Origin of the sequence: Pseudomonas sp. UBA3153 (genome assembly GCF_002364635.1) — a bacterium.
Taxonomy (GTDB): domain Bacteria; phylum Pseudomonadota; class Gammaproteobacteria; order Pseudomonadales; family Pseudomonadaceae; genus Pseudomonas_O; species Pseudomonas_O kuykendallii.
In genome coordinates, this window is record NZ_DEYR01000046.1 from 32326 (window position 1) to 54315 (window position 21990).

Annotated in this window: 18 protein-coding genes and 1 pseudogene; 11 read left to right on the top strand and 8 right to left on the bottom strand. The window is 63.9% G+C overall.

Features of this window, described 5'->3' with window-relative positions; genetic code table 11:
- Positions 1-147: 147 nt before the first annotated feature.
- On the bottom strand, positions 148-2427 hold the full coding sequence (locus B2X67_RS12030; RefSeq protein WP_286785621.1) for a fatty acid cis/trans isomerase: 2280 nt from the start codon (positions 2425-2427) through the stop codon (positions 148-150).
- Positions 2428-2592: 165 nt separating this feature from the next.
- Between B2X67_RS12030 and metH the strand changes: the two genes are divergently transcribed.
- From metH to B2X67_RS12045, 3 genes are all read left to right on the top strand, one after another.
- A complete protein-coding gene (metH, locus tag B2X67_RS12035) occupies positions 2593-6300 on the top strand; it encodes a methionine synthase (protein ID WP_286785622.1) in 3708 nt (1235 codons plus the stop codon).
- 10 nt (positions 6301-6310) lie between these two features.
- The gene (locus B2X67_RS12040; RefSeq protein ID WP_286785623.1) at positions 6311-7582 is read left to right on the top strand and encodes a Mur ligase family protein; all 1272 of its coding nucleotides are present in this window, start codon (positions 6311-6313) and stop codon (positions 7580-7582) included.
- 447 nt (positions 7583-8029) lie between these two features.
- Positions 8030-9175, top strand: a complete 1146-nt coding sequence (locus tag B2X67_RS12045; protein WP_282342533.1) for an acyltransferase family protein — start codon at positions 8030-8032, stop codon at positions 9173-9175.
- Here B2X67_RS12045 and B2X67_RS12050 read toward each other — a convergent pair.
- Positions 9138-9440, bottom strand: coding sequence for a DUF1883 domain-containing protein (locus B2X67_RS12050; RefSeq protein WP_090230475.1), 303 nt, complete (start codon positions 9438-9440; stop codon positions 9138-9140). The genes B2X67_RS12045 and B2X67_RS12050 overlap by 38 nt on opposite strands.
- Positions 9441-9618: 178 nt before the next feature.
- Here B2X67_RS12050 and B2X67_RS12055 point away from each other — a divergent pair.
- Positions 9619-10484, top strand: a pseudogene (locus tag B2X67_RS12055) (aldo/keto reductase).
- Between the two features lie 35 nt (positions 10485-10519).
- Here the strand turns inward: B2X67_RS12055 and B2X67_RS12060 are convergent.
- Positions 10520-11062: a flavodoxin gene (locus tag B2X67_RS12060; RefSeq protein ID WP_090230471.1), complete on the bottom strand. Its 543-nt coding sequence runs from the start codon at positions 11060-11062 to the stop codon at positions 10520-10522.
- Between the two features lie 258 nt (positions 11063-11320).
- Between B2X67_RS12060 and B2X67_RS12065 the strand changes: the two genes are divergently transcribed.
- Complete coding sequence (locus B2X67_RS12065; RefSeq protein WP_286785624.1) at positions 11321-12361, top strand: RNA methyltransferase; 1041 nt, start codon at positions 11321-11323, stop codon at positions 12359-12361.
- Positions 12362-12435: 74 nt separating this feature from the next.
- Complete coding sequence (locus tag B2X67_RS12070) at positions 12436-13356, top strand: alpha/beta hydrolase (protein ID WP_282342541.1); 921 nt, start codon at positions 12436-12438, stop codon at positions 13354-13356.
- Positions 13357-13372: 16 nt separating this feature from the next.
- On the opposite strand, the gene B2X67_RS12075 is transcribed toward B2X67_RS12070, so the two are convergent.
- Positions 13373-14299 (bottom strand): ZIP family metal transporter, encoded by a 927-nt coding sequence (locus B2X67_RS12075; protein WP_286785625.1) that lies wholly within the window; start codon positions 14297-14299, stop codon positions 13373-13375.
- 189 nt (positions 14300-14488) lie between these two features.
- Entirely contained in the window at positions 14489-15187 is a 699-nt protein-coding gene (locus B2X67_RS12080; protein ID WP_286785626.1) for a substrate-binding periplasmic protein, read from the bottom strand.
- 229 nt (positions 15188-15416) lie between these two features.
- Between B2X67_RS12080 and B2X67_RS12085 the strand changes: the two genes are divergently transcribed.
- The 3 genes from B2X67_RS12085 (at position 15417) to B2X67_RS12095 (ending at position 18132) form a co-directional block, all read left to right on the top strand.
- Positions 15417-15635, top strand: coding sequence for a DUF2970 domain-containing protein (locus tag B2X67_RS12085; RefSeq protein WP_090230458.1), 219 nt, complete (start codon positions 15417-15419; stop codon positions 15633-15635).
- Between the two features lie 354 nt (positions 15636-15989).
- Positions 15990-17648 carry a nitrite/sulfite reductase gene (locus B2X67_RS12090; protein WP_286785627.1) on the top strand — a complete coding sequence of 553 codons (1659 nt, stop codon included), beginning with the start codon at positions 15990-15992 and terminating at the stop codon, positions 17646-17648.
- A complete protein-coding gene (locus B2X67_RS12095; protein ID WP_286785628.1) occupies positions 17632-18132 on the top strand; it encodes a DUF934 domain-containing protein in 501 nt (166 codons plus the stop codon). The genes B2X67_RS12090 and B2X67_RS12095 overlap by 17 nt, the downstream gene beginning before the upstream one ends.
- Positions 18133-18180: 48 nt before the next feature.
- On the opposite strand, the gene B2X67_RS12100 is transcribed toward B2X67_RS12095, so the two are convergent.
- The 3 genes from B2X67_RS12100 to sohB all read right to left on the bottom strand — a co-directional run bounded on the left by B2X67_RS12100 (position 18181) and on the right by sohB (position 20670).
- Positions 18181-18561 (bottom strand): hypothetical protein, encoded by a 381-nt coding sequence (locus B2X67_RS12100; RefSeq protein WP_286785629.1) that lies wholly within the window; start codon positions 18559-18561, stop codon positions 18181-18183.
- Positions 18562-18645: 84 nt separating this feature from the next.
- Positions 18646-19638 (bottom strand): YhdH/YhfP family quinone oxidoreductase, encoded by a 993-nt coding sequence (locus B2X67_RS12105; protein ID WP_286785630.1) that lies wholly within the window; start codon positions 19636-19638, stop codon positions 18646-18648.
- A 9-nt stretch (positions 19639-19647) separates the two neighbouring features.
- Complete coding sequence (sohB, locus tag B2X67_RS12110; protein ID WP_286785631.1) at positions 19648-20670, bottom strand: protease SohB; 1023 nt, start codon at positions 20668-20670, stop codon at positions 19648-19650.
- A 205-nt stretch (positions 20671-20875) separates the two neighbouring features.
- On the opposite strand from sohB, the gene B2X67_RS12115 reads away from it, so the two are divergent.
- Together B2X67_RS12115 and B2X67_RS12120 are read left to right on the top strand one after the other, a co-directional pair.
- Positions 20876-21586: a histidine phosphatase family protein gene (locus B2X67_RS12115; protein WP_286785632.1), complete on the top strand. Its 711-nt coding sequence runs from the start codon at positions 20876-20878 to the stop codon at positions 21584-21586.
- Between the two features lie 56 nt (positions 21587-21642).
- Positions 21643-21957: an SCP2 sterol-binding domain-containing protein gene (locus tag B2X67_RS12120; RefSeq protein WP_090230441.1), complete on the top strand. Its 315-nt coding sequence runs from the start codon at positions 21643-21645 to the stop codon at positions 21955-21957.
- The last annotated feature ends 33 nt before the right edge of the window (positions 21958-21990 follow it).

Genomic DNA, 21990 nt, shown 5'->3' on the forward strand with positions numbered 1-21990 from the left:
CCGGCCATACACCGCCTGTTTCGCCCGCCGCAGTCTGGAAAGTCCGCCACTGCCCGGCGCGGCCCTGCATCTTTCTGAAGATGTCGACCGCACTCGAGGGCAGAAAATTCGTCGCCGCCGCCCGGCGGAAGGGTCGCGCGATGCCTGCTAGAGGTTCTGGTAGCGGTTCATGTCGAGCATCCCCGCTTCCACCGGCTCGTTCTCGCGCAGGTAGCTTGAGAGATCGAGGAAGTAGTGCCAGAAATCCGGATGGCTGCGTCGGATGCCCCAGCGCTTCACGACCCGCTCGAAGCTCGCGGGGTCGCGCACCTGCTCCAGCGCGGCGACGAACGCGTCGGCCTCGCTCGCCTGGAGGTCGAAGATGAAGTTCGGGTAGCTGGTCAGCACGCCCGGATACAGCGTCAGGGTGTCGAGGCCGGGCTGGTAGCGCAGCGACTCACCAAGCAGGAAGGCCACGTTGCTGTGCGCGCGGTTGCGCAGCAGCGTGTAGATCTCGCCTCCACCGTCGCCCCGCTCGACCCGCAGCAGGGTCGCCTCCGGCAGTTCGTCGATCACCTCCAGTTCGCTCGCCGGCCGGCTTACCAGGCGACTCAGCGCTTGTTCGACCCGCTGCAGCACCGGCGCCGCCTGCGGGCGGAAACAGCGTCCGTCGCGGCAGCGATTGATCGGGTCGGGATATGCATTGTCCGCCGCGAGATGCTCCACCAGCGCCAGTCCGAAGGCGCGCTTGGCGTCCTTTTCCGGCAAGCCCAGCACGCTCGGCGTGTGCGTATCGATGCCCTGGTAATCCAGCCACATCTTCAGCCGCCCGCTGTTCTGGTACCAGCTGTCCAGCTCGGCCTGCCGCGCCGCGGCCGGCAGCAGGCGGAGGAAGTTCACCTCGGCGCCATTGCGGATCAGGTCGAAATACAGGCGTGTCTGGGCCTGGTGCGAGACGTTGCCGAACACGTCGAAGTTCACCACCAATTGGTAGTAGGTCCGCTCGAACAACGGATAGTCGAGTAGCCAGAGGGTTTTCGGCACGTCGCCGATGAGCCCCTTGCGCACCGACGCGCTGTCGAAGTGGCGGAAGATCGACAGCAGCGCGTTGTCATTACCGCGCCAGATATCGCCCCAAGCGGCTGGAGGCGCCTTGGCGTAGGCCTTCATGCGCAATTGCTCATAGGCGTTGCGCTTGTCGCGGTAGGCGAGCCAGAGGCCGAGCAGCTCGCCTACGTCGTCGAACTGGCCCGGCATCGCCAGCAGCGGCGTCGCCTCCTCGCGGTATTTGGCGTCGGTCAGGTAAAGGTCGTGCTCGGGCGCCTGGAAGGTCGTCCAGAAACTATCGCGGATCACGTCCGTTGCGATCTGCCCGCGGCACACCGGCCCGCGGATGAAGGTGCGCACGAAGTATTCGGCGTTATCCAGCATGAACTGGTAACGCGCCTGCGGCGGAATCGCGGCGAAGGTCTCGAACGGGTTGGCGCGTCGCTGCGCGCCGTACCCGGGCACCGCATCGGCCCGCCAGTCGCCGCTGTAGAACAGCTGGCGCACCCGCGCCAGCTTCTGCGCGCTGAGCGGATAGGTGATGTGCGTCTTGTGCACGATCACGCCCTGGATCGGCCACAGGCGGTAGTAGAAGACGGTGCCCGGATCGTCGTTCGGTCGACGCGTACCGATCGGGTCGATCGGGTGGCCGCTCGGCGTGCGCGAGCGCACCAACTGGAAGAAATGCCCGCTTTCGCCACCGTCGAAATACAGGTGCGCGAGGAACAGGTGCTCGAACAGCCAGCGATTGACCAGCGCCTCGCGCGCGCCCGGCGCATTGAGCAGGCGTTCCCAGTCGGCGATCTGCGCCGCCTCGCTCAGGTTCGGCTGCATGTCCTGCTGATCCACCGGCGCGCCCTGCGCCAGCCAGGTTTGCAGCGTGGTGTATTCCTGCTCGCTGAGTCCGGTGACGGCGAACGGCATGCCGGCATGGGCGAAGCGCTTGGCGTAGGCGTCGAACTCCTCCGGCAGCGGGCACTGGTTGTCGCGGCCGATGCTGATATCCAGGTCGGCCGGCAGCTTGGCGTTCGGCGCCGGCGGTTCCTGCCGGCCGAGTTCCAGCATTCGCTTCATCAGCGCGGCCTGGCCATCGCGGTCGTAAAGCACCGAATAGAAATCCTTGCGCCGCCAGGCCGCCTCGCCCCGGGCATCCAGATAAAGCCGCGTCGGCTCCTGCGCCTTGCGCCGCTCGCCGTCATACACCGGCAGCTTGCTGGCCCCGCGCACGACGCCCTCGGTGCCGCCCAGATTCAACTGGCAGGGCGCGTCGTAGCAGGTGTGGCAGGCCACGCACTTCTGCGTGAGGATCGGCTGGATGTCGCGGCTATAGGAGATGCCCTCGGCGCCCAGCGCCTGTGCGGACGTCACCAGGAATACGGCGAGAAGCAAGCGGATGCGCATGTAGCGTTTTTCCGGAAAAAATGAGCCGCGATTCTAGCGGGGCTGGCGACCGCCAAGGCACGACGCCTGCATGAGTATTTCTCATACAAATGCGGGTGAGGATTAGCCGTAGCGCATCTTTGCTATCATTCGCGCCCTCTTCCCGCTTTACCCCAGGTAGTCACCATGCACGATCGCGCCCGCCTCCAGGCCCTCCAGCACGCACTTCGCGAGCGCATTCTCATCCTCGACGGCGGTATGGGCACGATGATCCAGAGCTACAAGCTGGAGGAAGCGGACTACCGCGGCGAACGTTTCGCCGACTGGCCGAGCGACGTCAAAGGCAACAACGACCTGCTGATCCTCAGCCGTCCGGACGTAATCGGTGCCATCGAGAAGGCCTACCTGGACGCCGGCGCCGACATACTCGAGACCAACACCTTCAACGCCACCCAGGTGTCCCAGGCCGACTACGGCATGGAAGCGCTGGTCTACGAATTGAACGTCGAAGGCGCCCGTCTGGCACGCCGCGTGGCCGATGCGAAGACGCTGGAGACACCCGACAAGCCGCGCTTCGTCGCCGGCGTGCTCGGCCCGACCAGCCGCACCTGCTCGATCTCCCCGGATGTCAACGACCCCGGCTATCGCAACGTCACCTTCGACGAACTGGTGGAGAACTACACCGAAGCCACCCGTGGCCTGATTGAGGGCGGCGCCGACCTGATCCTGATCGAAACCATCTTCGACACCCTGAACGCCAAGGCGGCGATCTTCGCCGTGCAAGGCGTGTTCGAGGAGATCGGCTTTGAGCTGCCGATCATGATCTCTGGCACCATCACCGATGCCTCCGGCCGCACGCTGTCCGGGCAGACCACCGAAGCCTTCTGGAACTCGGTGGCGCACGCCAAGCCGATTTCCGTGGGCCTGAACTGCGCCCTTGGCGCCGCCGATCTGCGCCCGTACCTGGCCGAACTGGCCGCCAAGGCCGGCACCCACGTGTCCGCCCACCCGAACGCCGGCCTGCCGAATGCCTTCGGCGAATACGATGAAACCCCGGCTGAAATGGCCGTGGTGATCGAGGAATTCGCCGCCTCCGGCTTCCTCAACATCATCGGTGGCTGCTGCGGCACCACCCCGGCGCACATCCAGGCGATCGCCGAAGCCGTCGGCAAGTACCCGCCGCGCGTCATCCCGGAGATTCCCAAGGCCTGCCGCCTGTCCGGCCTGGAGCCGTTCACCATCGATCGCAACTCGCTGTTCGTGAACGTCGGCGAGCGCACCAACATCACCGGCTCGGCCAAGTTCGCCCGGCTGATCCGCGAGGAGAACTACACCGAGGCCCTGGAAGTCGCCCTGCAGCAGGTGGAGGCCGGCGCCCAGGTGATCGACATCAACATGGACGAGGGCATGCTCGACTCCAAGGCGGCGATGGTGAAGTTCCTCAACCTCATCGCCGGCGAGCCGGACATCTCCCGCGTGCCGATCATGATCGACTCCTCGAAGTGGGACGTGATCGAAGCCGGCCTCAAGTGCATCCAGGGCAAGGGCATCGTCAACTCGATCTCGATGAAGGAAGGCGTCGAGGCGTTCAAGCACCACGCCCGGCTGTGCAAGCGCTACGGCGCCGCCGTGGTGGTGATGGCCTTCGACGAAGCCGGCCAGGCCGACACCGCGGCGCGCAAGCGCGAGATCTGCCAGCGCAGCTACGACATCCTGGTGGATGAAGTCGGCTTCCCGCCGGAAGACATCATCTTCGACCCGAACATCTTCGCCGTCGCCACCGGCATCGAGGAACACAACAACTACGCGGTGGACTTCATCGAGGCCTGCGCCTACATCCGCGACCACCTGCCGTTCGCCCTGTCGAGTGGCGGCGTCTCCAACGTGTCGTTCTCCTTCCGCGGCAACAACCCGGTGCGCGAGGCGATCCACTCGGTGTTCCTCTACTACGCGATCCAGAACGGCCTGACGATGGGCATCGTCAACGCCGGCCAGTTGGAGATCTACGACGAGATTCCCAAAGAGCTGCGCGACGCCGTGGAAGACGTGGTGCTCAATCGCACGCCTGAAGGCACCGATGCGCTGCTGGCCATCGCCGACAAGTTCAAGGGCGACGGCAGCATCAAGGAAGCGGAAACCGAGGAATGGCGCGCGCTGCCGGTAGGCAAACGCCTGGAACATGCGCTGGTCAAGGGCATCACCGCGTTCATCGTCGAAGACACCGAGGAGTTCCGCCTGCAGTGCGCGCGGCCGATCGAGGTCATCGAAGGGCCGCTGATGAGCGGGATGAACGTGGTCGGCGACTTGTTCGGCTCGGGCAAGATGTTCCTGCCGCAGGTGGTCAAGTCCGCTCGCGTCATGAAGCAGGCCGTGGCGCACCTGATTCCCTTCATCGAGGCGGAAAAAGGCGACAAACCCGAAGCCAAGGGCAAGATCCTGATGGCGACGGTGAAGGGCGACGTGCACGACATCGGCAAGAACATCGTCGGCGTGGTGCTCGGCTGCAACGGCTACGACATCGTCGACATGGGCGTGATGGTGCCGGCCGAGAAGATCCTGCAGACCGCCATCGCCGAGAAGTGCGACATCATCGGCCTGTCCGGGCTGATCACGCCGTCACTGGACGAGATGGTGCATGTCGCCCGCGAGATGCAGCGGCAGAATTTCCACCTGCCGCTGATGATCGGCGGCGCCACCACCTCGAAAGCGCACACCGCGGTGAAGATCGAACCGAAATACCAGAACGACGCCGTGGTCTACGTCACCGACGCCTCCCGCGCGGTCGGTGTGGCGACCCAGCTGCTGTCCAAGGAACTCAAGGCCGGCTTCGTCGAGCGCACTCGCGCCGAGTACGTCGAGGTACGCGAGCGCACCGCCAACCGCAGCGCGCGTACCGAACGCCTGAGCTACGAACAGTCGGTCGCCAACAAGCCGTCGTTCGACTGGGCCGGTTACCAGGCCCCGGTGCCCTCCTTTACCGGCGTCAGGCTGCTCGACGACATTGACCTGGCGACGCTGGCCGAATACATCGACTGGACACCGTTCTTCATCTCCTGGGACCTGGCCGGAAAGTATCCGCGCATCCTGACCGACGAGGTGGTCGGCGAGGCCGCCACCGCGTTGTTCGCCGATGCCCAGGCGATGCTGAAGAAACTGATCGACGAGAAGCTGATCAAGGCGCGCGCCGTCTTCGGCTTCTGGCCGGCCAACCAGGTGCAGGACGACGACTTGGAAGTCTATGGCGACGAGGGAGAGACGCTGGCGACGCTGCACCACCTGCGCCAGCAGACCATCAAGCCGGACGGTAAACCGAACCTGTCGCTGGCCGATTTCGTCGCGCCGAAGGACAGCGGCGTGCGCGACTACATCGGCGGCTTCATCACCACCGCCGGCATCGGCGCCGAGGAAGTCGCCAAGGCGTACCAGAACGCCGGCGACGACTACAACTCGATCATGGTCAAGGCATTGGCCGACCGCCTCGCCGAGGCCTGCGCCGAATGGCTGCACGAACAGGTGCGCAAGGAATACTGGGGCTACCAGCCGGACGAGCACCTGAGCAACGAAGAGTTGATCAAGGAAGCCTACAAGGGCATCCGCCCGGCCCCCGGCTATCCGGCCTGCCCGGACCACACCGAGAAGAAAGCGCTGTTCGCCCTGCTCGATCCCGAGTCCGACTTCGACAAGGCCGGACGCAGCGGCGTGTTCCTCACCGAGCACTATGCGATGTTCCCCGCGGCGGCCGTCAGCGGCTGGTACTTCGCCCACCCGCAGGCGCAGTACTTCGCCGTCGGCAAGGTGGACAAGGACCAGGTCGAACGCTACAGCGTTCGCAAAGGCCAGGAGCTGGCGATCAGCGAACGCTGGCTGGCGCCGAACCTCGGCTACGACAACTGAAGCGGCGCCGATGAATCTGCTGCGTTCCTTTCGCAAGATCCGGGCGCGACTTCTGGGCCAGCAGGCGCTTTCGCGGGCGGATGTCGCCCGCGAGCAGGCCCTCGCCCATCGCCGGAGTCTTGGGGAGACCACCTTCATCGGGATAACCGGCAGCGGCGCTAAAAGCACCACGGCGGCCTTTCTCCACCACCTGCTGTCCGACAGGAAGCGCTGCGCGCTTTCGCTGATCTACAACACCAGCGAGGCCATCGCACGGCGCATCCAGCGACTCGAGGCGCGGGACGAGATCGCCATCTTCGAGATCAGCGGCCACGGGCCGGGCGCCATCGATGCCTCCGCGGCGCTCGTCCAGCCGCAGCTGGCCATCGTCACCGTCATATCCAACGACCACTACACCAACTACCGCGGGACCGACGCGACCGCGCAGGAGAAAGGCAAGCTGGTCTCCCATGTCTTCGAGGCCGGCGGCACCGCATTTCTCAATGCCGACGATCCGCTGGTGGCGAAGATGGCCGAGCTGGCGCCAGGCAGGGCGGTGCGCTTCGGAGAAAGCCCGGAGGCGGATTTCCGCGCGAGCGACGTGCGGGTTTCGGCGGACGGCCGGCTACGGTTCGATTGCACCCACGGCGCGGAAACCGCGGCGTTCGATATCGGCCTGCTGGGCAGGCACTTCATCGTCAGCGCGCTGGCCGGAATCGCCTGCGCCCACCATCAGGGGATGTCGCTGACCGAAATCGCCGAGCGCGCGCGAAGCTACGTGCAGATGGCGGGACGATGTTCGATCCATCGCGTCGCGGGAGGTCCGACCTACCTGTGCGACACCATCAAGTCGCCGCTCTCCACCCTCGGCCTGGCGTTTTCGCTCATGGACGCATTCCCCGAGGCGCCGCGCAGGACCATCGTGATCGGCAAGATTTCCGATTATCCGGGCTCCACCGGGCGCAGCTACAACCGCGCCTATGCGCTGGCCAGGCCGCACTGCGAGCGGCTGGTTTTCTTCGGAGCCAAGCCCCCCTCGCTGAAAGGGGCGGAAGAAGACGAACGCAACGGCGTCATCCTGTACGCGGCCAACCATGCGGAACTGTGCGCTCTGCTGAGCGACGCGCATGCCGGCGAAGTGATTCTGCTCAAGGGTTCGGAGAAGGTGGACAAGCTTCTGCTCGCCCTGCCCACAACGGGCGAAAGCGGTATCCCGCCGTACCACGAGGCTCTTCCCGCCTGGGATCAACTGATTCGTGAAGCGGATTACTTCACGGCTAATAGGCGCGTGGATAAAAGGTAATACCCAGACAACTTCCCCGCCGCCCATTCATTCGATCCCGTGTTAGAACAGGGTGGGCTCGCGAGAATAATGGCACTTCAAAATCAACTTGACTGAATTGGCGATGACAGTTAGCCATTAATTGCAGTTCGCCACCATGAGTTATGCCTTAGTCCCTCGATATTTAAATAAGTTCAATATCGAAGCCTTTATTTTGAATAACCGGATATGACCAGACAGTCATTTACCGCTAGTCAGTTTTATTCGCCGCCTGTATTAACCGTCATTAACCTATAACGTCATTAATTACGACGCCAGCAGCAGTGGGCTACTACAAGGCCTGTTGGCGAGTCCGATTCGCCGGGCTCTGACGGGCATAGCATTTCGCTTTTGTGTCTCTCCATCTCGGAAACGCAGTCTTGTCGGACATCGGCCGATCGACTTCCATTATCGATGAAAGGGGACTTCATGAAAGCCAGATATGCACATATCGATATTGCGCGGGGCATGGGGATATTGCTGGTGGTGTTCGGCCACAACTGGATCGTCTCGGACACCAAGACCGATCTGTTCAATGTCATCTATTCCTTCCACATGCCGTTCTTCTTTTTCCTCTCGGGATTGTTCTTTCGCCACACCGACTCACTGGCGAAACTGTCTTTCAACAAGTTCGACTCGCTACTCAAACCCTATTTCGTAACGCTGATTCTGTTCGGTCTGGCGGTCGCCCTGGCCAAGCCGCTGAACTTCGCCGAATACGCCGCGCGCGTACTGCACAGTACCGGCGGCAGCCTGCGCACGCTGTACGGCGATGAGAACGGGATGACCAGCTACTGGTCGCCGCTCTGGTTCCTCACCCACCTGTTCCTGCTGACGATCGTTGCCTGGCTGGGCATCTCGGCGTTCGAGAAGCTGCAACTGGGTATCCGCCCGCGCCTGGCCTTCATGGCAAGTTTTTTCATGCTCGGCGCCGTGGCGATGAATCAGGACTGGATACGCGGGCTGTCGTTTCCGGGCGATCAGTACGAGTTCAAGGGCATGCCGTTCAGCCTTGACCTGCTGCCGGTCACGCTGGGCTTCTTCCTGCTGGGGTACTGGCTGCGCGAGAAGGTGTTCAACTTCAGCCTTTCGCTCCCGCTGCTGCTGGGAGCGCTGGCGATCTTCGCGATCTGCCATTACGCCTTCAATGCCACCATGGACCTGAACAAGCGGCTGTACGACGACGTGGTGATCACCACGCTGGAAGCCGTTTGCGGCATCTACATCACGCTGGCCGTCGCCCATCTTCTCGGCCAGGGCAAGGCGGTGGTGGCGAGGGTGTTTTCCTACATCGGCGAGGCGAGCCTGCTGATCCTGATCTTCCACGCCTTCATCCAGAACAAGTCCTACTACCTGCTGGAAACCAAGCTGGGAATCAGTGGCATGCCCGCCGGGTTGATCTCCTTCACCCTCGCCTGCGCGCTGCCCATCGCGCTCTACTACATCATCGAACGGGTGCGTTTGTTCGCGCTGTTCTTCCTGCCGATCAAGAACTACTGGCCGTTGCGCAAGCCGCAGCCGCGCATGCCGAACGCGATCAGCTCAGGCGCGAACTCGAGCGACGGACGATCTTGATCGAGTGCTTCAGCGTCGGCTTGCGCGTGACGCTGATGGCCTTGCGAGTGACGGTGTCGAGGGTGATGTTCCAGAAACCGGTGCTGGGCACGGTGATCTTCGCCGGGAAGGTATCGAAGGCGCCGCCGTGGTAGACATGGCGGCCGCCGTTCTTGAACGCACGGAAGTTGGCGTCGTTCATCAGGCGGATGTTGCAGGTCTGCGAGCATTCGATGATGACGAGGTCGTCTTCGTTGAGGTGTTCGCGCTGGTGTATGAATTTCATGGGAGCTCCACGTGCAGGTTTGCAGCGGCGCGAACGATAGCACGCCAGCGTCTCCCGCGGCCCGAGAAGCCGGCGCCCGACAGTAACTGGCTTCTGCTCGTCGCACGGGGAACGCTGGCATCGATTCGCCATCGGAGAAGATGGACGCCCAGAAACCCTCTTCCTCGAGGACACCCGCATGCCTCTTCCCCAGGTCAGATTTCCCAACGCCAGGAACATCCCCGCCATCGGCCAGGGCACCTGGCGGATGGGCGAGCAATCCTCACGTCGCAACGACGAGGTCCGCGCGCTGCGAATGGGGCTCGACCTCGGCCTGACGCTGATCGACACCGCGGAGATGTATGGAAACGGTCGTTCCGAGGAGGTCGTCGGCGAAGCGATCCGCGGGCGCCGCGACGAGGTGTTCCTGGTCAGCAAGGTACTGCCCAGCCACGCCCGACATGACGCCCTGATCAAGGCCTGCGAGAACAGCTTGCGGCGCTTGGGCACCGAGCACCTGGACCTCTACCTGCTGCACTGGCGCTCGTCGACGCCCCTGGAGGAAACCCTCGGCGCCTTCGAGACGCTCATCGCCCAAGACAAGATCGGCAGCTACGGCGTTTCGAACTTCGATGTCGACGACCTCCGCGAGCTGGCCGAAACGCCTTTCGGCGCGCAGTGCCAGACCAACCAGGTGCTCTACAACCTCGGTTCGCGCGGGATCGACTTCGACCGCTGCCCTACCAGGCGGAACGGCGCATGCCGGTCATGGCCTACTGCCCGTTGGCCCAGGCGGGCGGGCTGGACGACGCGGTGTGGACTCACCCGCAGGTGCAGGCCGTGGCGGACAAGCACCGCGCCGGCGTCGGGCAGATTTTGCTGGCCTGGGCGATCCGCCCTCAGTGGGACGAGCGCCCGGTTCTGGCCATCCCGAAAGCGGTGCAGACGGAACATGTGCAGGCAAACGCGGCGGCGCTGGAGATCCAACTGGATGCCGAGGACCTTCGCGCACTGGACGCCGCCTTCCCGACGCCACAGCACAAGCGCTCGCTGGATATTGTCTGAGCGAGGCGCCCGTCGGCGCCTTCGCGGCGACGGCCTTACAGCGGAAGGTCGAAGTCCTTGGCGATCAGGCCGAGCCAGGCGGTGAGCAGTTCGTCGGTCATGCCGCTCTGGTTGTCGAGGTCCAGCGCGAGGCCGACGAACTTGCCATCGACGATCGACTCGGAGTGCTCGAAGTCGTAGCCCTCGGTGGGCCAGGCGCCAACCACCTTTGCACCGCGTTCGACGACGAAGCGATAGAGCACGATCATCGCGTCGAGGAACTCGTCGGCGTAGCTCACCGAATCACCCAGCCCATAGAGCGCCACCGTCTTGCCGGTGAAGTCGACGCCTTCGAGCTGCGGCAGGAATTCCTCCCAGCTCTCGCTATCGCAGTCCGAGGACAGCCCCGGCAACTGGCCGTCGCCCAGAGTCGGGGTGCCGAGGATGAGGTACTGATACTGAGCGAGGTCCTCGGGGGTGGCGCGGTTGACGTTGAGCGGATCGGCCATGGTGTCGTCGTCGAAGCGCTTCTTGATCAGTTTGGCGACCTTGCGGGTCTTGCCGGTATTGCTGCCGAAAAAAAGTCCGATCCTGGCCATCGTTCATCTCTCGCTGAGTGGGGGTCCTTGATCGCCCGGAATGCCGGGCGCTGGTACACGCCAGAGCAGAAACCGGGCCAGCCTATGAGAGTTCTCTAACCACATGATCCACAAGGATTTTTGCTAAAAACCAAAAACCCTTGTCGGAAACCGCACAGCGACAGCCTTTGAATGGGTGGCCGATGTCGGATTTGCGACAGAGCCAACCGTAGCGGCCACCTTCGCCTGTATCCGCGCCAATGGTAGGATTCGCGCCCCATGCGTATCCAAGACATTCACCAGCGCCTCGCCGACCTCGGCGCCAAGCCCGTGCACATCGGCCGGATCAGCCGTGCCTGGCTGAAGGGTCTGCCTCTGGACAGCGGCACCCGCCACCAGCAGGCCCAGGATTTCCTGCCGTTGAGCGTCCGCGAGGGCCTGGCGGCGCTCGCCGGTGAGGTTGCCGGGCTGGCTCGGTTGCGCTCCGAACACCCGGCCGCCGACGGCTCCGCGCGGTTGCTGGTCGCGCTGGCCGACGGGCAGATGGTGGAAAGCGTGTTGCTGCCGCGTGATGGACTCTGTGTGTCGAGCCAGGTCGGCTGCGCGGTGGGCTGCGTGTTCTGCATGACCGGCAAGAGCGGTCTCCTACGCCAGTTGGGCAGCGCCGAAATCGTCGCCCAGGTTGCCCTCGCCCGGCGCTTTCGCCCGGTGAAAAAGGTCGTGTTCATGGGCATGGGCGAGCCGGCGCACAACCTGGACAACGTGCTCGAGGCCATCGACCTGCTCGGCACCGACGGCGGCATCGGCCACAAGAATCTGGTCTTCTCCACGGTCGGCGATCCGCGGGTGTTCGAGCGCCTGCCGCAGCAGCGGGTCAAGCCCGCCCTCGCCCTCTCGCTGCACAGTACCGACGCCGCGTTGCGCCAGCGCCTGCTGCCGCGCGCGCCGCGCATCGATCCCGACGAGCTGGTCGAGCTGGGCGAAACCTACGCCCGCACGGTGGGGTTTCCGATCCAGTACCAGTGGACGCTGCTCGACGGAATCAACGACAGCCAGGAAGAACTCGACGGCATCCTGCGCCTGCTCAGGGGCAAGTACGCGGTGATGAACCTGATTCCCTACAACAGCCTGGAAGACGACGAGTACCAGCGCCCGGCCGGCACGCGCATCGTCGAGATCGTGCGCTACCTGCACAGCCGCGGCGTACTGACCAAGGTGCGCAATTCGGCCGGTCAGGACATCGAGGGTGGCTGCGGCCAGTTGCGCGCCCGCGCGGTGGATGTGGTCAATACGCGTAGGCTGCAACGGCGGCCGGGCTGAGGCCGCCACGACCGTCTATCGCCCGGGCGCAGCCATCGGCTAGCATCGCGTCTTTTCCCCGTCGGAGAGTAGCCATGCCCTCGCCTGTTGGAAAACACCTCGTCCATGCGTTCCTGATCGCTGCGCTCGCCGGCAGCGTCGCCCAGGCCGGACCGCTCCGCGACGCGATAGAAGCCCGCCAGGCCGCTCGGGCAGAGAAGAACGAATCCACCGTGCGTGCGTCATTGCCCGCCGGTAGCCAGGTCCGGCGGGACCTGAGCTACGGTACCGCCGCCCTGCAACGCTTCGACGTCTATCTGCCGCCGCATGCGCAATCGGCCCCGCTGATCCTGATGGTTCACGGTGGCGGCTGGTCGGAGGGCGACAAACGCAACAGCCCGGTGGTCGACAACAAGGCCGCGCATTATCTGGCCAAGGGCTACATCTTCGTTTCCACCAACTACCGGCTGCTCCCGGATGCCGACCCGATCGAGCAGGCCCGCGATGTGGCCCGCGCCCTTGCGGCGGTGCAAAGCCAGGCTGCCAGCTGGGGCGGCGACCCCGCCCGGGTGGTGTTGATGGGGCATTCGGCCGGTGCGCATCTCGTCTCGCTGCTGGCCACCGATGCAACGTTGAGCGCCGGCGTGGTGCCCAGGCCCTGGCTCGGAACCGTCGCGCTGGACAGCGCCGCCTATGACATAGAGACCATCATGCAGACCCGGCATCTGCCGCTCTACGACCGCGCGTTCGGCAAGGACAAGGCGCTGTGGAAGTCGGCGTCACCGTTTTACGCGGTGACGGCGGCCATGCATCCGCTGCTCGCCGTCTGTTCGACCCGACGCGACGACTCCTGCGCCCAGGTGGACATGTTCACCGCCAAGACCGACCGACTCGGGGTGAAAACCAGGGTGATCCGCAAGGACTACTCGCACCGGCAGATCAATGAACTGCTCGGTACCGACGCCGGCTACACCGCCGAGGTCGACGACTTCCTCGCCGGGCTCGGCCTGCACTGAGACGCTTGCGGCGTCGCTAACCGAGCGCCGTGTCGAGGAACATCATCGCCGCGAAACCGCCCATCAGCCCCATGGTCGCGGCGCTCTGATGTCCGTTGCGGTGGGTTTCCGGAATGATCTCGTGGCTGACGACGAAGATCATCGCCCCGGCGGCCAGTCCCATGCTGGTGGGATAGGCGATGGCATAGCCGCTGGAGATGCCGACGCCGAGCAGCGAACCCAGTGGCTCCATCAACCCGGTGGCGACGGCGATCAGCGCCGCGCTCAGCGCCGACAGGCCCGTGGTGCGAAGCGCCATGGCCACCGCCAAGCCTTCTGGAATGTCCTGCAGCGAGATCGCGCTAGCCAGGGGAATGCCGACGGTGAGGTCGCCACCGGCGAAGCCCACGCCGATGGCCATGCCCTCCGGCAGGTTGTGCAGCGTGATGGCGAAGACGAACAGCCAGACCCGATTGATCCGCTGGCTTTCCGGACCGTGGCGCCCACCGATTTCGTGCTCATGCGGGGTGAAACGGTCCAGGCCAACCATCAGCAAGGTGCCTAGGCCGAGGCCGAGCACCACGGTGCAGGCCGCCAGTACGTCGTTGCCGGTGATTTCCCGGGCGGCGTCAAGCCCCGGCAGGATCAGCGAGAACGAGCTGGCGGCGAGCATCATCCCGGCGGCGAAGCCCAACATCACGTCCTGCAGGCGAGAGGAAATGTTGCGCAAGCCGATCGCCAGCAACGCACCAATGGCGGTGGCGGCGAACCCCGCGAACCCGCCATACAGCGCATAGCGCAGACGCTCCGGGTTTTCCTCGAAGGCGTTCAAACCGGCGCTGAAAATCAGCCCGAGCAACGCCAGCAAGGCAAGCACCAGGCCGACGGTCACCCAGGGATTCGCCTGCGCCTGGGCAACCCAGACCGCGCGGAAATTGGCGTACTGCTCTTGTGTCGTCTGCATCGGCTGGCTTCGCTGGTCGGTCGTCTGACAGCGGACGCAGGAAAGGGCCGCTGGGCTCATAGACGTTATTGACCAGCGACGGGCGTCAGCGTGCCCTGCCCCAAGGCGATATGAAGGTGATCGGCTCGACGAAGTGACGGGATCGCCGGAGCAGCAAGAAATTGCAAACCGCCAGGCGAATGCGCCATTTCAGAGTTCGGCCTGCAGAAGCTCCTCGACCTTGCGCTCGTCCAGGTAGCCCGCCAGCATCCGTCGCCAACTGCCATCGTGCTTCATGGCTTCAAAGGCCTCGCTCATCCGTGCCTTCAGCGCCTGGGCACCGCGAAACTTCGGGCTGGCGGCGATGTAGCTGTCGGTCGACGAGATCGGCTTGCCGATATGCATCGGCTGATGGCTGAGGCCCAGGCGCTTCCACAGGTAAAGCGAGCGCAGGTCGATTTCGTACCAGGCGACCACTCGCCGGCTGGCGAGCATGCGGGCGGCCATCTCCGGATCGGTGACCTCGACCACGCGCTGCGCGCCGGCACTGTGGGCATGCACCTCCTCGGCGCGCGGCGTCCCCCCCATGACGACGACCGGCCCGGCCTGCAACGCCTGCTCTAGGCTGTCGAACGGCTGCTCGACGCTCACCAGCACGTAGGAGGTGGGCACCACGTCGACCAGCCAGATGAAGCTTCCCTCACGCTCGGGCGTGCGCCCCAGGTTCAACACGATGCCTCGCGGGTCTTCGGCGACGTCGTGCTGCACGCGCTTCCAGGGCACGTCGCGAATGCGGCACTCCAGCGTCAGGCGCGCACAGAGTTCGCCCATCACCTCGCCGAACAGCCCGACCTGGTCCGGCCCGCTGTCCGCGAACGGCATCTGCCCGTGACCGATGTAGACGTTCACCGGCTCCCCGCGAGCGGCCGCGCCAGTGGCCAGAATCAACGCGCCACAGAGCGCACGCAAACGTCGCGAGACAGCCCTACTCGACGGCTTCGGCTGCATGCCACCCCCACCTCCATCTGCATGCCTGGAAAAAAGCTGTCGGACAATGAACCACGTCAGCACCAGTGATCGAGTAGACCGTGGCGTCGCGAAAGCCGCAACTAGACTGTACGAAAAAAAGGAACAAGACATGACAGACGAACCGGACGACAAACCCCTGACGTTTCGCGAAATGCTCGGCAGCGTGCTGGCTGCGGCACTCGGCGTGCAGAGCGGGAAAAACCGCGCGCGCGATTTCAGCCGAGGCAAACCGGTGCATTTCATCGCACTGGGCGTGCTCTTCACGCTGCTCTTCGTGGTTCTGGTACTCGGCGTGGTCAAACTGGTACTCAGCATCGCTGGCGTATAGCAGGCATCGCTACTGATGGCTTACCCAGAAGACTGCAGTGCTCACCGCGATGACGATCAGGATGAAGATCGCCCAGGCATCGACGATGCTGTCGCGGCTTTCAGGGTGTTCGGACGGCTCGCTCATTCCGTTCTCCTTACTGTTGTGGACGGCACAGCAGTAGTTAAGTCGATGTGACAGCGCCTCTCAAGGTGATGCAACACGCAGTGCTTAGCATTAGCCGTTCTTTCGATATGCCTAAACAGCACTTTTGCGCATATCTGCTTGCTGGTATCTTTCCGCGGCTCCGTTCTGGAGAGCGCGACCGTGCGCGCTAGCAGCTGTAGAACAGCCTGAAAACAGGACCCACCTTATATGTACGTATACGACGAGTACGATCAAAAAATCGTCGAGGACCGCGTAAAGCAGTTCCGCGATCAGACCCGCCGCTACCTTGCCGGTGAACTGTCCGGTGAAGAGTTCCGCCCACTGCGCCTGCAGAACGGCCTCTACATTCAGCGTTTCGCGCCCATGCTGCGCGTCGCCGTGCCCTATGGTCTGCTCTCCTCTCGCCAGGTTCGCATGCTGGCGAAGATCGCTCGCGACTACGACAAGGGCTACGCCCACATCAGTACCCGGCAGAACGTGCAGTTCAACTGGCCGGAGCTGGAAGACATCCCGGATATCCTCGCCGAGCTGGCGACCGTGCAGATGCACGCGATTCAGACCAGCGGCAACTGCATCCGCAACACCACCACCGATCAGTTCGCTGGCGTGGCCAAGGACGAACTGGTCGATCCGCGCCCGTGGTGCGAGATCATTCGCCAGTGGTCCACCTTCCACCCCGAGTTCTCGCACCTGCCGCGCAAGTTCAAGATCGCGGTGAACGGCTCCACTAGCGATCGCGCCGCCATCGAAGTGCACGACATCGGCCTGGAAGCGGTGAAGAACGCCGAGGGCGAACTGGGCTTCCGCGTTTCCGTCGGCGGTGGCCTCGGCCGTACCCCGGTGATAGGCAGCTTCATCAACGAGTTCCTGCCGTGGAAGCACCTGCTCAGCTATCTCGACGCCATCCTGCGCGTGTACAACCGCTATGGCCGTCGCGATAACAAGTACAAGGCGCGGATCAAGATTCTGGTCAAGGCACTGACCCCCGAGGTGTTCGCCGAGCGCGTGAACGCTGAATGGGAGCACCTGAAGGACGGCCCGACGACCCTGACCGAGGCCGAGCTGCAACGCGTCGCCAGCTGCTTCGTCGACCCGGCCTATCAGGCACTCAAAGACCAGGATGCGGCGCTCGCGCAACTGGACGCCGAGCATCCCGGCTTCGCCCGCTGGCGCTCGCGTAACGTCTTCCCGCACAAGAAGCCCGGCTACTGCGCGGTGACCCTGTCGCTCAAGCCCACCGGCGTGGCGCCCGGCGACGTGACCGACAAGCAGTTCGATGCCATCGCCGACCTCGCCGATCGGTACAGCTTCGGCGAAGTGCGCAACAGCCATAACCAGAACATCATCCTCGCCGACGTCGAGCAGCGTCAGCTGTTCACCCTGTGGGGCGAACTGCGCGAGCACGGTTTCGCCACCCCGAACGTGGGCCTGCTGACCGATATCATCTGCTGCCCGGGTGGCGATTTCTGCTCGCTGGCCAACGCCAAGTCGATTCCCATCGCCGAAGCCATCCAGCGCCGCTTCGACGACCTCGACTACCTCTTCGACCTGGGTAACATCGACCTGAACATCTCGGGCTGCATGAACGCCTGTGGCCACCACCACGTCGGCCACATCGGCATTCTCGGCGTCGACAAGAAGGGCCAGGAGTTCTACCAGGTGTCCCTCGGCGGCAGTTCGGGTCGCGATGCCAGCCTGGCGCAGATCCTCGGCCCCTCGTTCGCCCAGAACGAGATGGCCGACGTGATCGACAAGCTGATCAACGTCTATGTGGAAAAACGCAGCGAAGACGAGACCTTCCTCGACACCTTCCGCCGCGTGGGGATCGACCCCTTCAAGGAGCGCGTATATGCAGCGAATCATTAAGGACGGCCAGGTCGTCAACGAGACGTGGCATCTGCTCGGCAAGGACGCGACGCTCGACGGCATGCCCAACTGCGACGACCTGATCGTTCCGCTCGCGCTGTGGCGCGAGCACGCCCACGCGCTCAAGGCGCGCGACGGCGGGCTGGGTGTATGGCTGGAAGCCGGTGAGGAGATCGAGGAAATCGCCGACCAACTGGAGCACTTCCAGGTGATCGCGTTGAACTTCCCGGCCTTTACCGATGGCCGGCACTCCTCTACCGCCTATATGCTGCGCACCCGCTACGGCTACAAGGGCGAAGTGCGCGCCATCGGGGATGTGCTGCGCGACCAGATGTTCGCCCTCAAGCGTTGCGGTTTCGACGCCTTCGCCGTGCGCGAGGACAAGGACCCCTTCGATGCCCTCAAGGGGCTGGATGATTTCTCCGAGGTCTACCAGGCATCCGCCGACCAGCCGCTACCTCTGTTCCGACGCCGCCGTGCATGAATGAAAAAGCCCCGCAGAGCGGGGCTTTTTCTTGTGCGGGCGCAAGGGTCAGGCGTGGTAGTCCAGCGCCACGTGCTTGCTCTCCACCAGCCTGCCCGCCGAAAGCGAAAGCATCAGCAGACTGATCAGCTCGTGCATGATCAGGGTGTGGCGATTGCCGCTGTCGATCATCTGCTTGCGCAGCAGTTCGCGGACTTCCGGCTTTCCGGTAACGTCGATGAGGATATCCAGCTCCTCGCCAATCGCGGCCAGCTCGGTGAAATCGGTGGTGACATGCACGCCATGCTGGCGCGCCAGGTTCATACCGGGGCTCCGCTCATCCAGGTCGGCCACGCCAAGCATCTTCACGAACGGTGCGGCGAGGAGTTGTTCGAGTAGCGGCGTACCGGTTTCACCCGCGCCGATCAGCGCAATGCGGAATTCTTTCATGATGCCCCCAGGCAGCTAAGTGAGGGCAGCACTGTGCCAGTTCAACGGGCCGGCGACCTTGATGCCGGCCAATGAATCGACGGCTCAGCCGAGATTCACCAGCAGGCGGCCGACCTGCTTGCCCGCGAGAATCGCCGCGATCGCTTCGGGCAGGGCGTCGAGGCTGATTTCACCGCTCAACTCGTCCAGATTCGCCAACTTCCATTGCAGCGAGAGCTTGTCCCACATGGACGCCTTGACCACAAGCGGCAGCTCGACCGAGTCGACGCCCAGCAGGTTCACGCCGCGTAGGATGAACGGCATGACGTTGCCCTTGAACGCCACGCCCGCCGTCAGCCCGCAACAGGCGACGCTGCCACCGTAGCGCAGCGACTTGACCACATTGAACAGGATGTCGCCGCCGACGGTATCCACCGCGCCCGCCCACTGTTCCTTGAGCATGGGTTTCTCCAGGCCGTCCTGCAGCGCCTCGCGGGTGACGATCTGGGTTGCGCCGAGATTGCGCAGGTAGTCCGCCTGCTCCGCTTTGCCGGTAGCCGCCGCCACCGTGTAGCCGAGGCTGGAGAGCAGCGCCACCGCAACGCTGCCGACGCCACCGCTGGCACCGGTAACCAGCACCGGACCGGCCTGGGGATCGAGGCCAGCGCGCTCGAGCTTGTCCACACAGAGTGCCGCCGTCAGCCCGGCGGTGCCCAGCACCATCGCCTCTCGCAGGCTCAGCCCCTGCGGGCGCTTGATCAGCCAGGGCGCCGGCACGCGGATGTACTGACCGAAGCCACCGGCCGTGTTCATGCCCAGGTCGTAGCCGGTGACGATCACCTCGTCGCCAACGGCGAATTCACCCACGGCGGACTCGACCACAGTGCCTGCGGCGTCGATACCCGGCGTGTGGGGAAACTGCTTGGTCACACCGCGATTGCCGCTGGCGGACAGCGCGTCCTTGAAATTAAGCGACGAATAGCGGACCCGGACCAGCACATCGCCGGCAGGCAGGTCGGCGACGTCGCGCTCCACCACCCTCTGCACGAATGTACCGTCCTGGCCTTCGCTGGCCTGTAACGCCTTGAATGTGCTCATCTCATCCTCCTACCAGAATCGTTGTTGGTTGAGCCGGCTCCACCAGTTCAGCAGCACGCGATCGACGGCGACGCTGGCTGCCATGCCAAAGCGCTCCTGAAGACTCTTCTTTTCCGCGTAGTGCAGATGAAACAGGTCGGCGTCCTTGGCGCGCTCGGCCAGGTACTCGTCGCTGGTCTTCAACTCGTCGACCAGCTGCTTGCCCAGCGCAGCCATGCCGAGCCAGACCTCGCCCGTGGCGATCTCGTCGATTGCCAGTTGCGGGCGGTAGCGAGCGACGAAGTTCTTGAACAGCTCATGGGTGGTCTCCAGGTCTTCCTGGAATTTCTCCCGGCCCTTCTCGGTGTTCTCGCCGAACACCGTCAGCGTGCGCTTGAACTCGCCCGCGGTAAGCACCTCGAAGTCGACATCGTGTTTCTTCAGCAGTCGATGGACGTTCGGCAACTGCGCCACCACGCCGATCGAACCGAGGATGGCGAAGGGCGCGGAGATTATCTTCTCGCCGATGCAGGCCATCATGTAGCCGCCGCTGGCCGCGACCTTGTCGACGCACACGGTCAACGGAACGCCGGCCTGGCGGATTCGCGCCAGTTGCGAAGACGCCAGCCCGTAGCTGTGCACCATGCCGCCGCCGCTCTCCAGGCGCAGCACCACCTCGTCCTTGGGCGTCGCCAGGGTCAGCAGCGCCGTCACCTCATGGCGCAGGTTCTCCACCGCGGAGGCCTTGATATCGCCGTCGAAATCCAGCACATAGACGCGCGGCTTCGGCTCGGCGGCCTTCTTCGCCAGTTTCTCCGCCTTGGCTTCCGCTTTGCGCTGGCTCTTAAGGCGGTCCTTGTCGATCACCGACTGCTCCAGCCGGTCGCGCAGGCCCTTGTAGAAATCATTCAGCTTATGCACGTTGAGCTGACCGCTGCTCCGATTGCGCCCTCTGCCGCGCAACACGGCAAGGGCGAGCAGCACCACCAGGATCGCCAGCGCCACCGTCAGCGTCTTGGCCAGAAAGCTTGCGTAATCCGCCAGAAACTCCACATCGACTCCTTCATTGCTAAGCGCCGGCCAGTGCCGGCGACCTGTTCTTCCCCAAGCATACCGGCGGCGGCCCGTGGGTAGCCACCGGCAAGCCAACTGGACTGCTCGTCGCCGGCATTCAAACAAGCGTATGTTTTTTCGTTGACAGTGCGCCGCCGATCCCCCTACTCTCGCGGAACTTCAGCGTACCGGGATGAAAGCGGACGTGGGCAGCATCTATCTGATTCGACATGGCCAGGCTTCGTTCGGTGCCGACGACTACGACGTACTGTCCGCCACCGGCGTGCGTCAGGCCGAACTGCTGGGCGACCACCTGGCGCGTGTCGGCATCACCTTCGACCGCTGCCTGAGCGGCGACCTGCGCCGCCAGCAGCATACCGGTGCGACCGCGGTCGCCCGCATGCGCGATGCCGGGCTATCGACTCCCGAACTGGAAACCGACGCGGCCTTCAATGAGTTCAAGGCCGACGAGGTGATCCGCGCGCACCTGCCGGACATCCTCGCCGAAGAGCCCGACGCACTGCACGTCATGCGCAACGCCGCCGAGCACCGCGCCGAATTCCAGCGCCTGTTCTCGCTGATCATCGGCCGCTGGATTTCCGGCGAACACGAGCGCGAAGGTCTGCAAAGCTGGCAGTCCTTCCTCGACCAGGTCCGCGGCGGGCTCGAGCGGCTGCTGAGCAGCGCCGGGCCGAAGGATCGCATCGCGATATTCACCTCGGGCGGCACCATCAGCGCCCTGCTGCAACTGATCATCGGGGTTCCGGCGGTCAAGGCCTTCGAACTCAACTGGCAGATCGTCAACACTTCGCTCAGCCACTTGCGGTTTCGGGGCAACGAAGTGTCGCTGGCTTCCTTCAACAGTCATGCGCATCTGGAACTGTTGAAGGCGCCGGAGCTCATCACCTACCGCTGAGCGCCGGCCAATCGGCCCTGCGTGGCCGTCATCATCCATAACAAAGGAACGAAACCATGAGCAATTCCGCAGACATCATCCAAACCATGAAATCCAAGTTCAACGCTGGCGCGGCTGCCGGCCTGGATCTGGTCTTTCAGTTCAACATCGAAGATGGCGAAAACCACTACCTGGTCGTCAAGGATGGCACCTGCGACGTGCAGAAGGGCGACGCCGACGCACCGAACGTCACCCTGATCATGGACACCGAGACTCTGCAAGGCATCACCAGCGGCGAAACCGACGGTATGCAGGCCTTCATGGGCGGTAAACTTCGTGCCGAAGGCGACATGATGCTGGCCATGAAGCTGAGCGAACTGTTCCCGGTCTGATCGACCCAGGCAGCGAAAAAACCGGAGTCATTC

Bases quoted from the DNA above. Each gene is read 5' to 3' on its own strand.
- B2X67_RS12040 (WP_286785623.1), top strand. From the start codon at position 6,311: ATGAATCTGCTGCGTTCCTTTCGCAAGATCCGGGCGCGACTTCTGGGC.
- B2X67_RS12085 (WP_090230458.1), top strand. From the start codon at position 15,417: ATGACAGACGAACCGGACGACAAACCCCTGACGTTTCGCGAAATGCTC.
- B2X67_RS12030 (WP_286785621.1), bottom strand. From the start codon at position 2,427: ATGCGCATCCGCTTGCTTCTCGCCGTATTCCTGGTGACGTCCGCACAG.
- B2X67_RS12120 (WP_090230441.1), top strand. From the start codon at position 21,643: ATGAGCAATTCCGCAGACATCATCCAAACCATGAAATCCAAGTTCAAC.
- B2X67_RS12050 (WP_090230475.1), bottom strand. From the start codon at position 9,440: ATGAAATTCATACACCAGCGCGAACACCTCAACGAAGACGACCTCGTC.
- B2X67_RS12065 (WP_286785624.1), top strand. From the start codon at position 11,321: ATGCGTATCCAAGACATTCACCAGCGCCTCGCCGACCTCGGCGCCAAG.
- B2X67_RS12075 (WP_286785625.1), bottom strand. From the start codon at position 14,299: ATGCAGACGACACAAGAGCAGTACGCCAATTTCCGCGCGGTCTGGGTT.
- B2X67_RS12090 (WP_286785627.1), top strand. From the start codon at position 15,990: ATGTACGTATACGACGAGTACGATCAAAAAATCGTCGAGGACCGCGTA.
- B2X67_RS12045 (WP_282342533.1), top strand. From the start codon at position 8,030: ATGAAAGCCAGATATGCACATATCGATATTGCGCGGGGCATGGGGATA.
- B2X67_RS12070 (WP_282342541.1), top strand. From the start codon at position 12,436: ATGCCCTCGCCTGTTGGAAAACACCTCGTCCATGCGTTCCTGATCGCT.
- B2X67_RS12060 (WP_090230471.1), bottom strand. From the start codon at position 11,062: ATGGCCAGGATCGGACTTTTTTTCGGCAGCAATACCGGCAAGACCCGC.
- B2X67_RS12100 (WP_286785629.1), bottom strand. From the start codon at position 18,561: ATGAAAGAATTCCGCATTGCGCTGATCGGCGCGGGTGAAACCGGTACG.
- metH (WP_286785622.1), top strand. From the start codon at position 2,593: ATGCACGATCGCGCCCGCCTCCAGGCCCTCCAGCACGCACTTCGCGAG.
- B2X67_RS12105 (WP_286785630.1), bottom strand. From the start codon at position 19,638: ATGAGCACATTCAAGGCGTTACAGGCCAGCGAAGGCCAGGACGGTACA.
- B2X67_RS12095 (WP_286785628.1), top strand. From the start codon at position 17,632: ATGCAGCGAATCATTAAGGACGGCCAGGTCGTCAACGAGACGTGGCAT.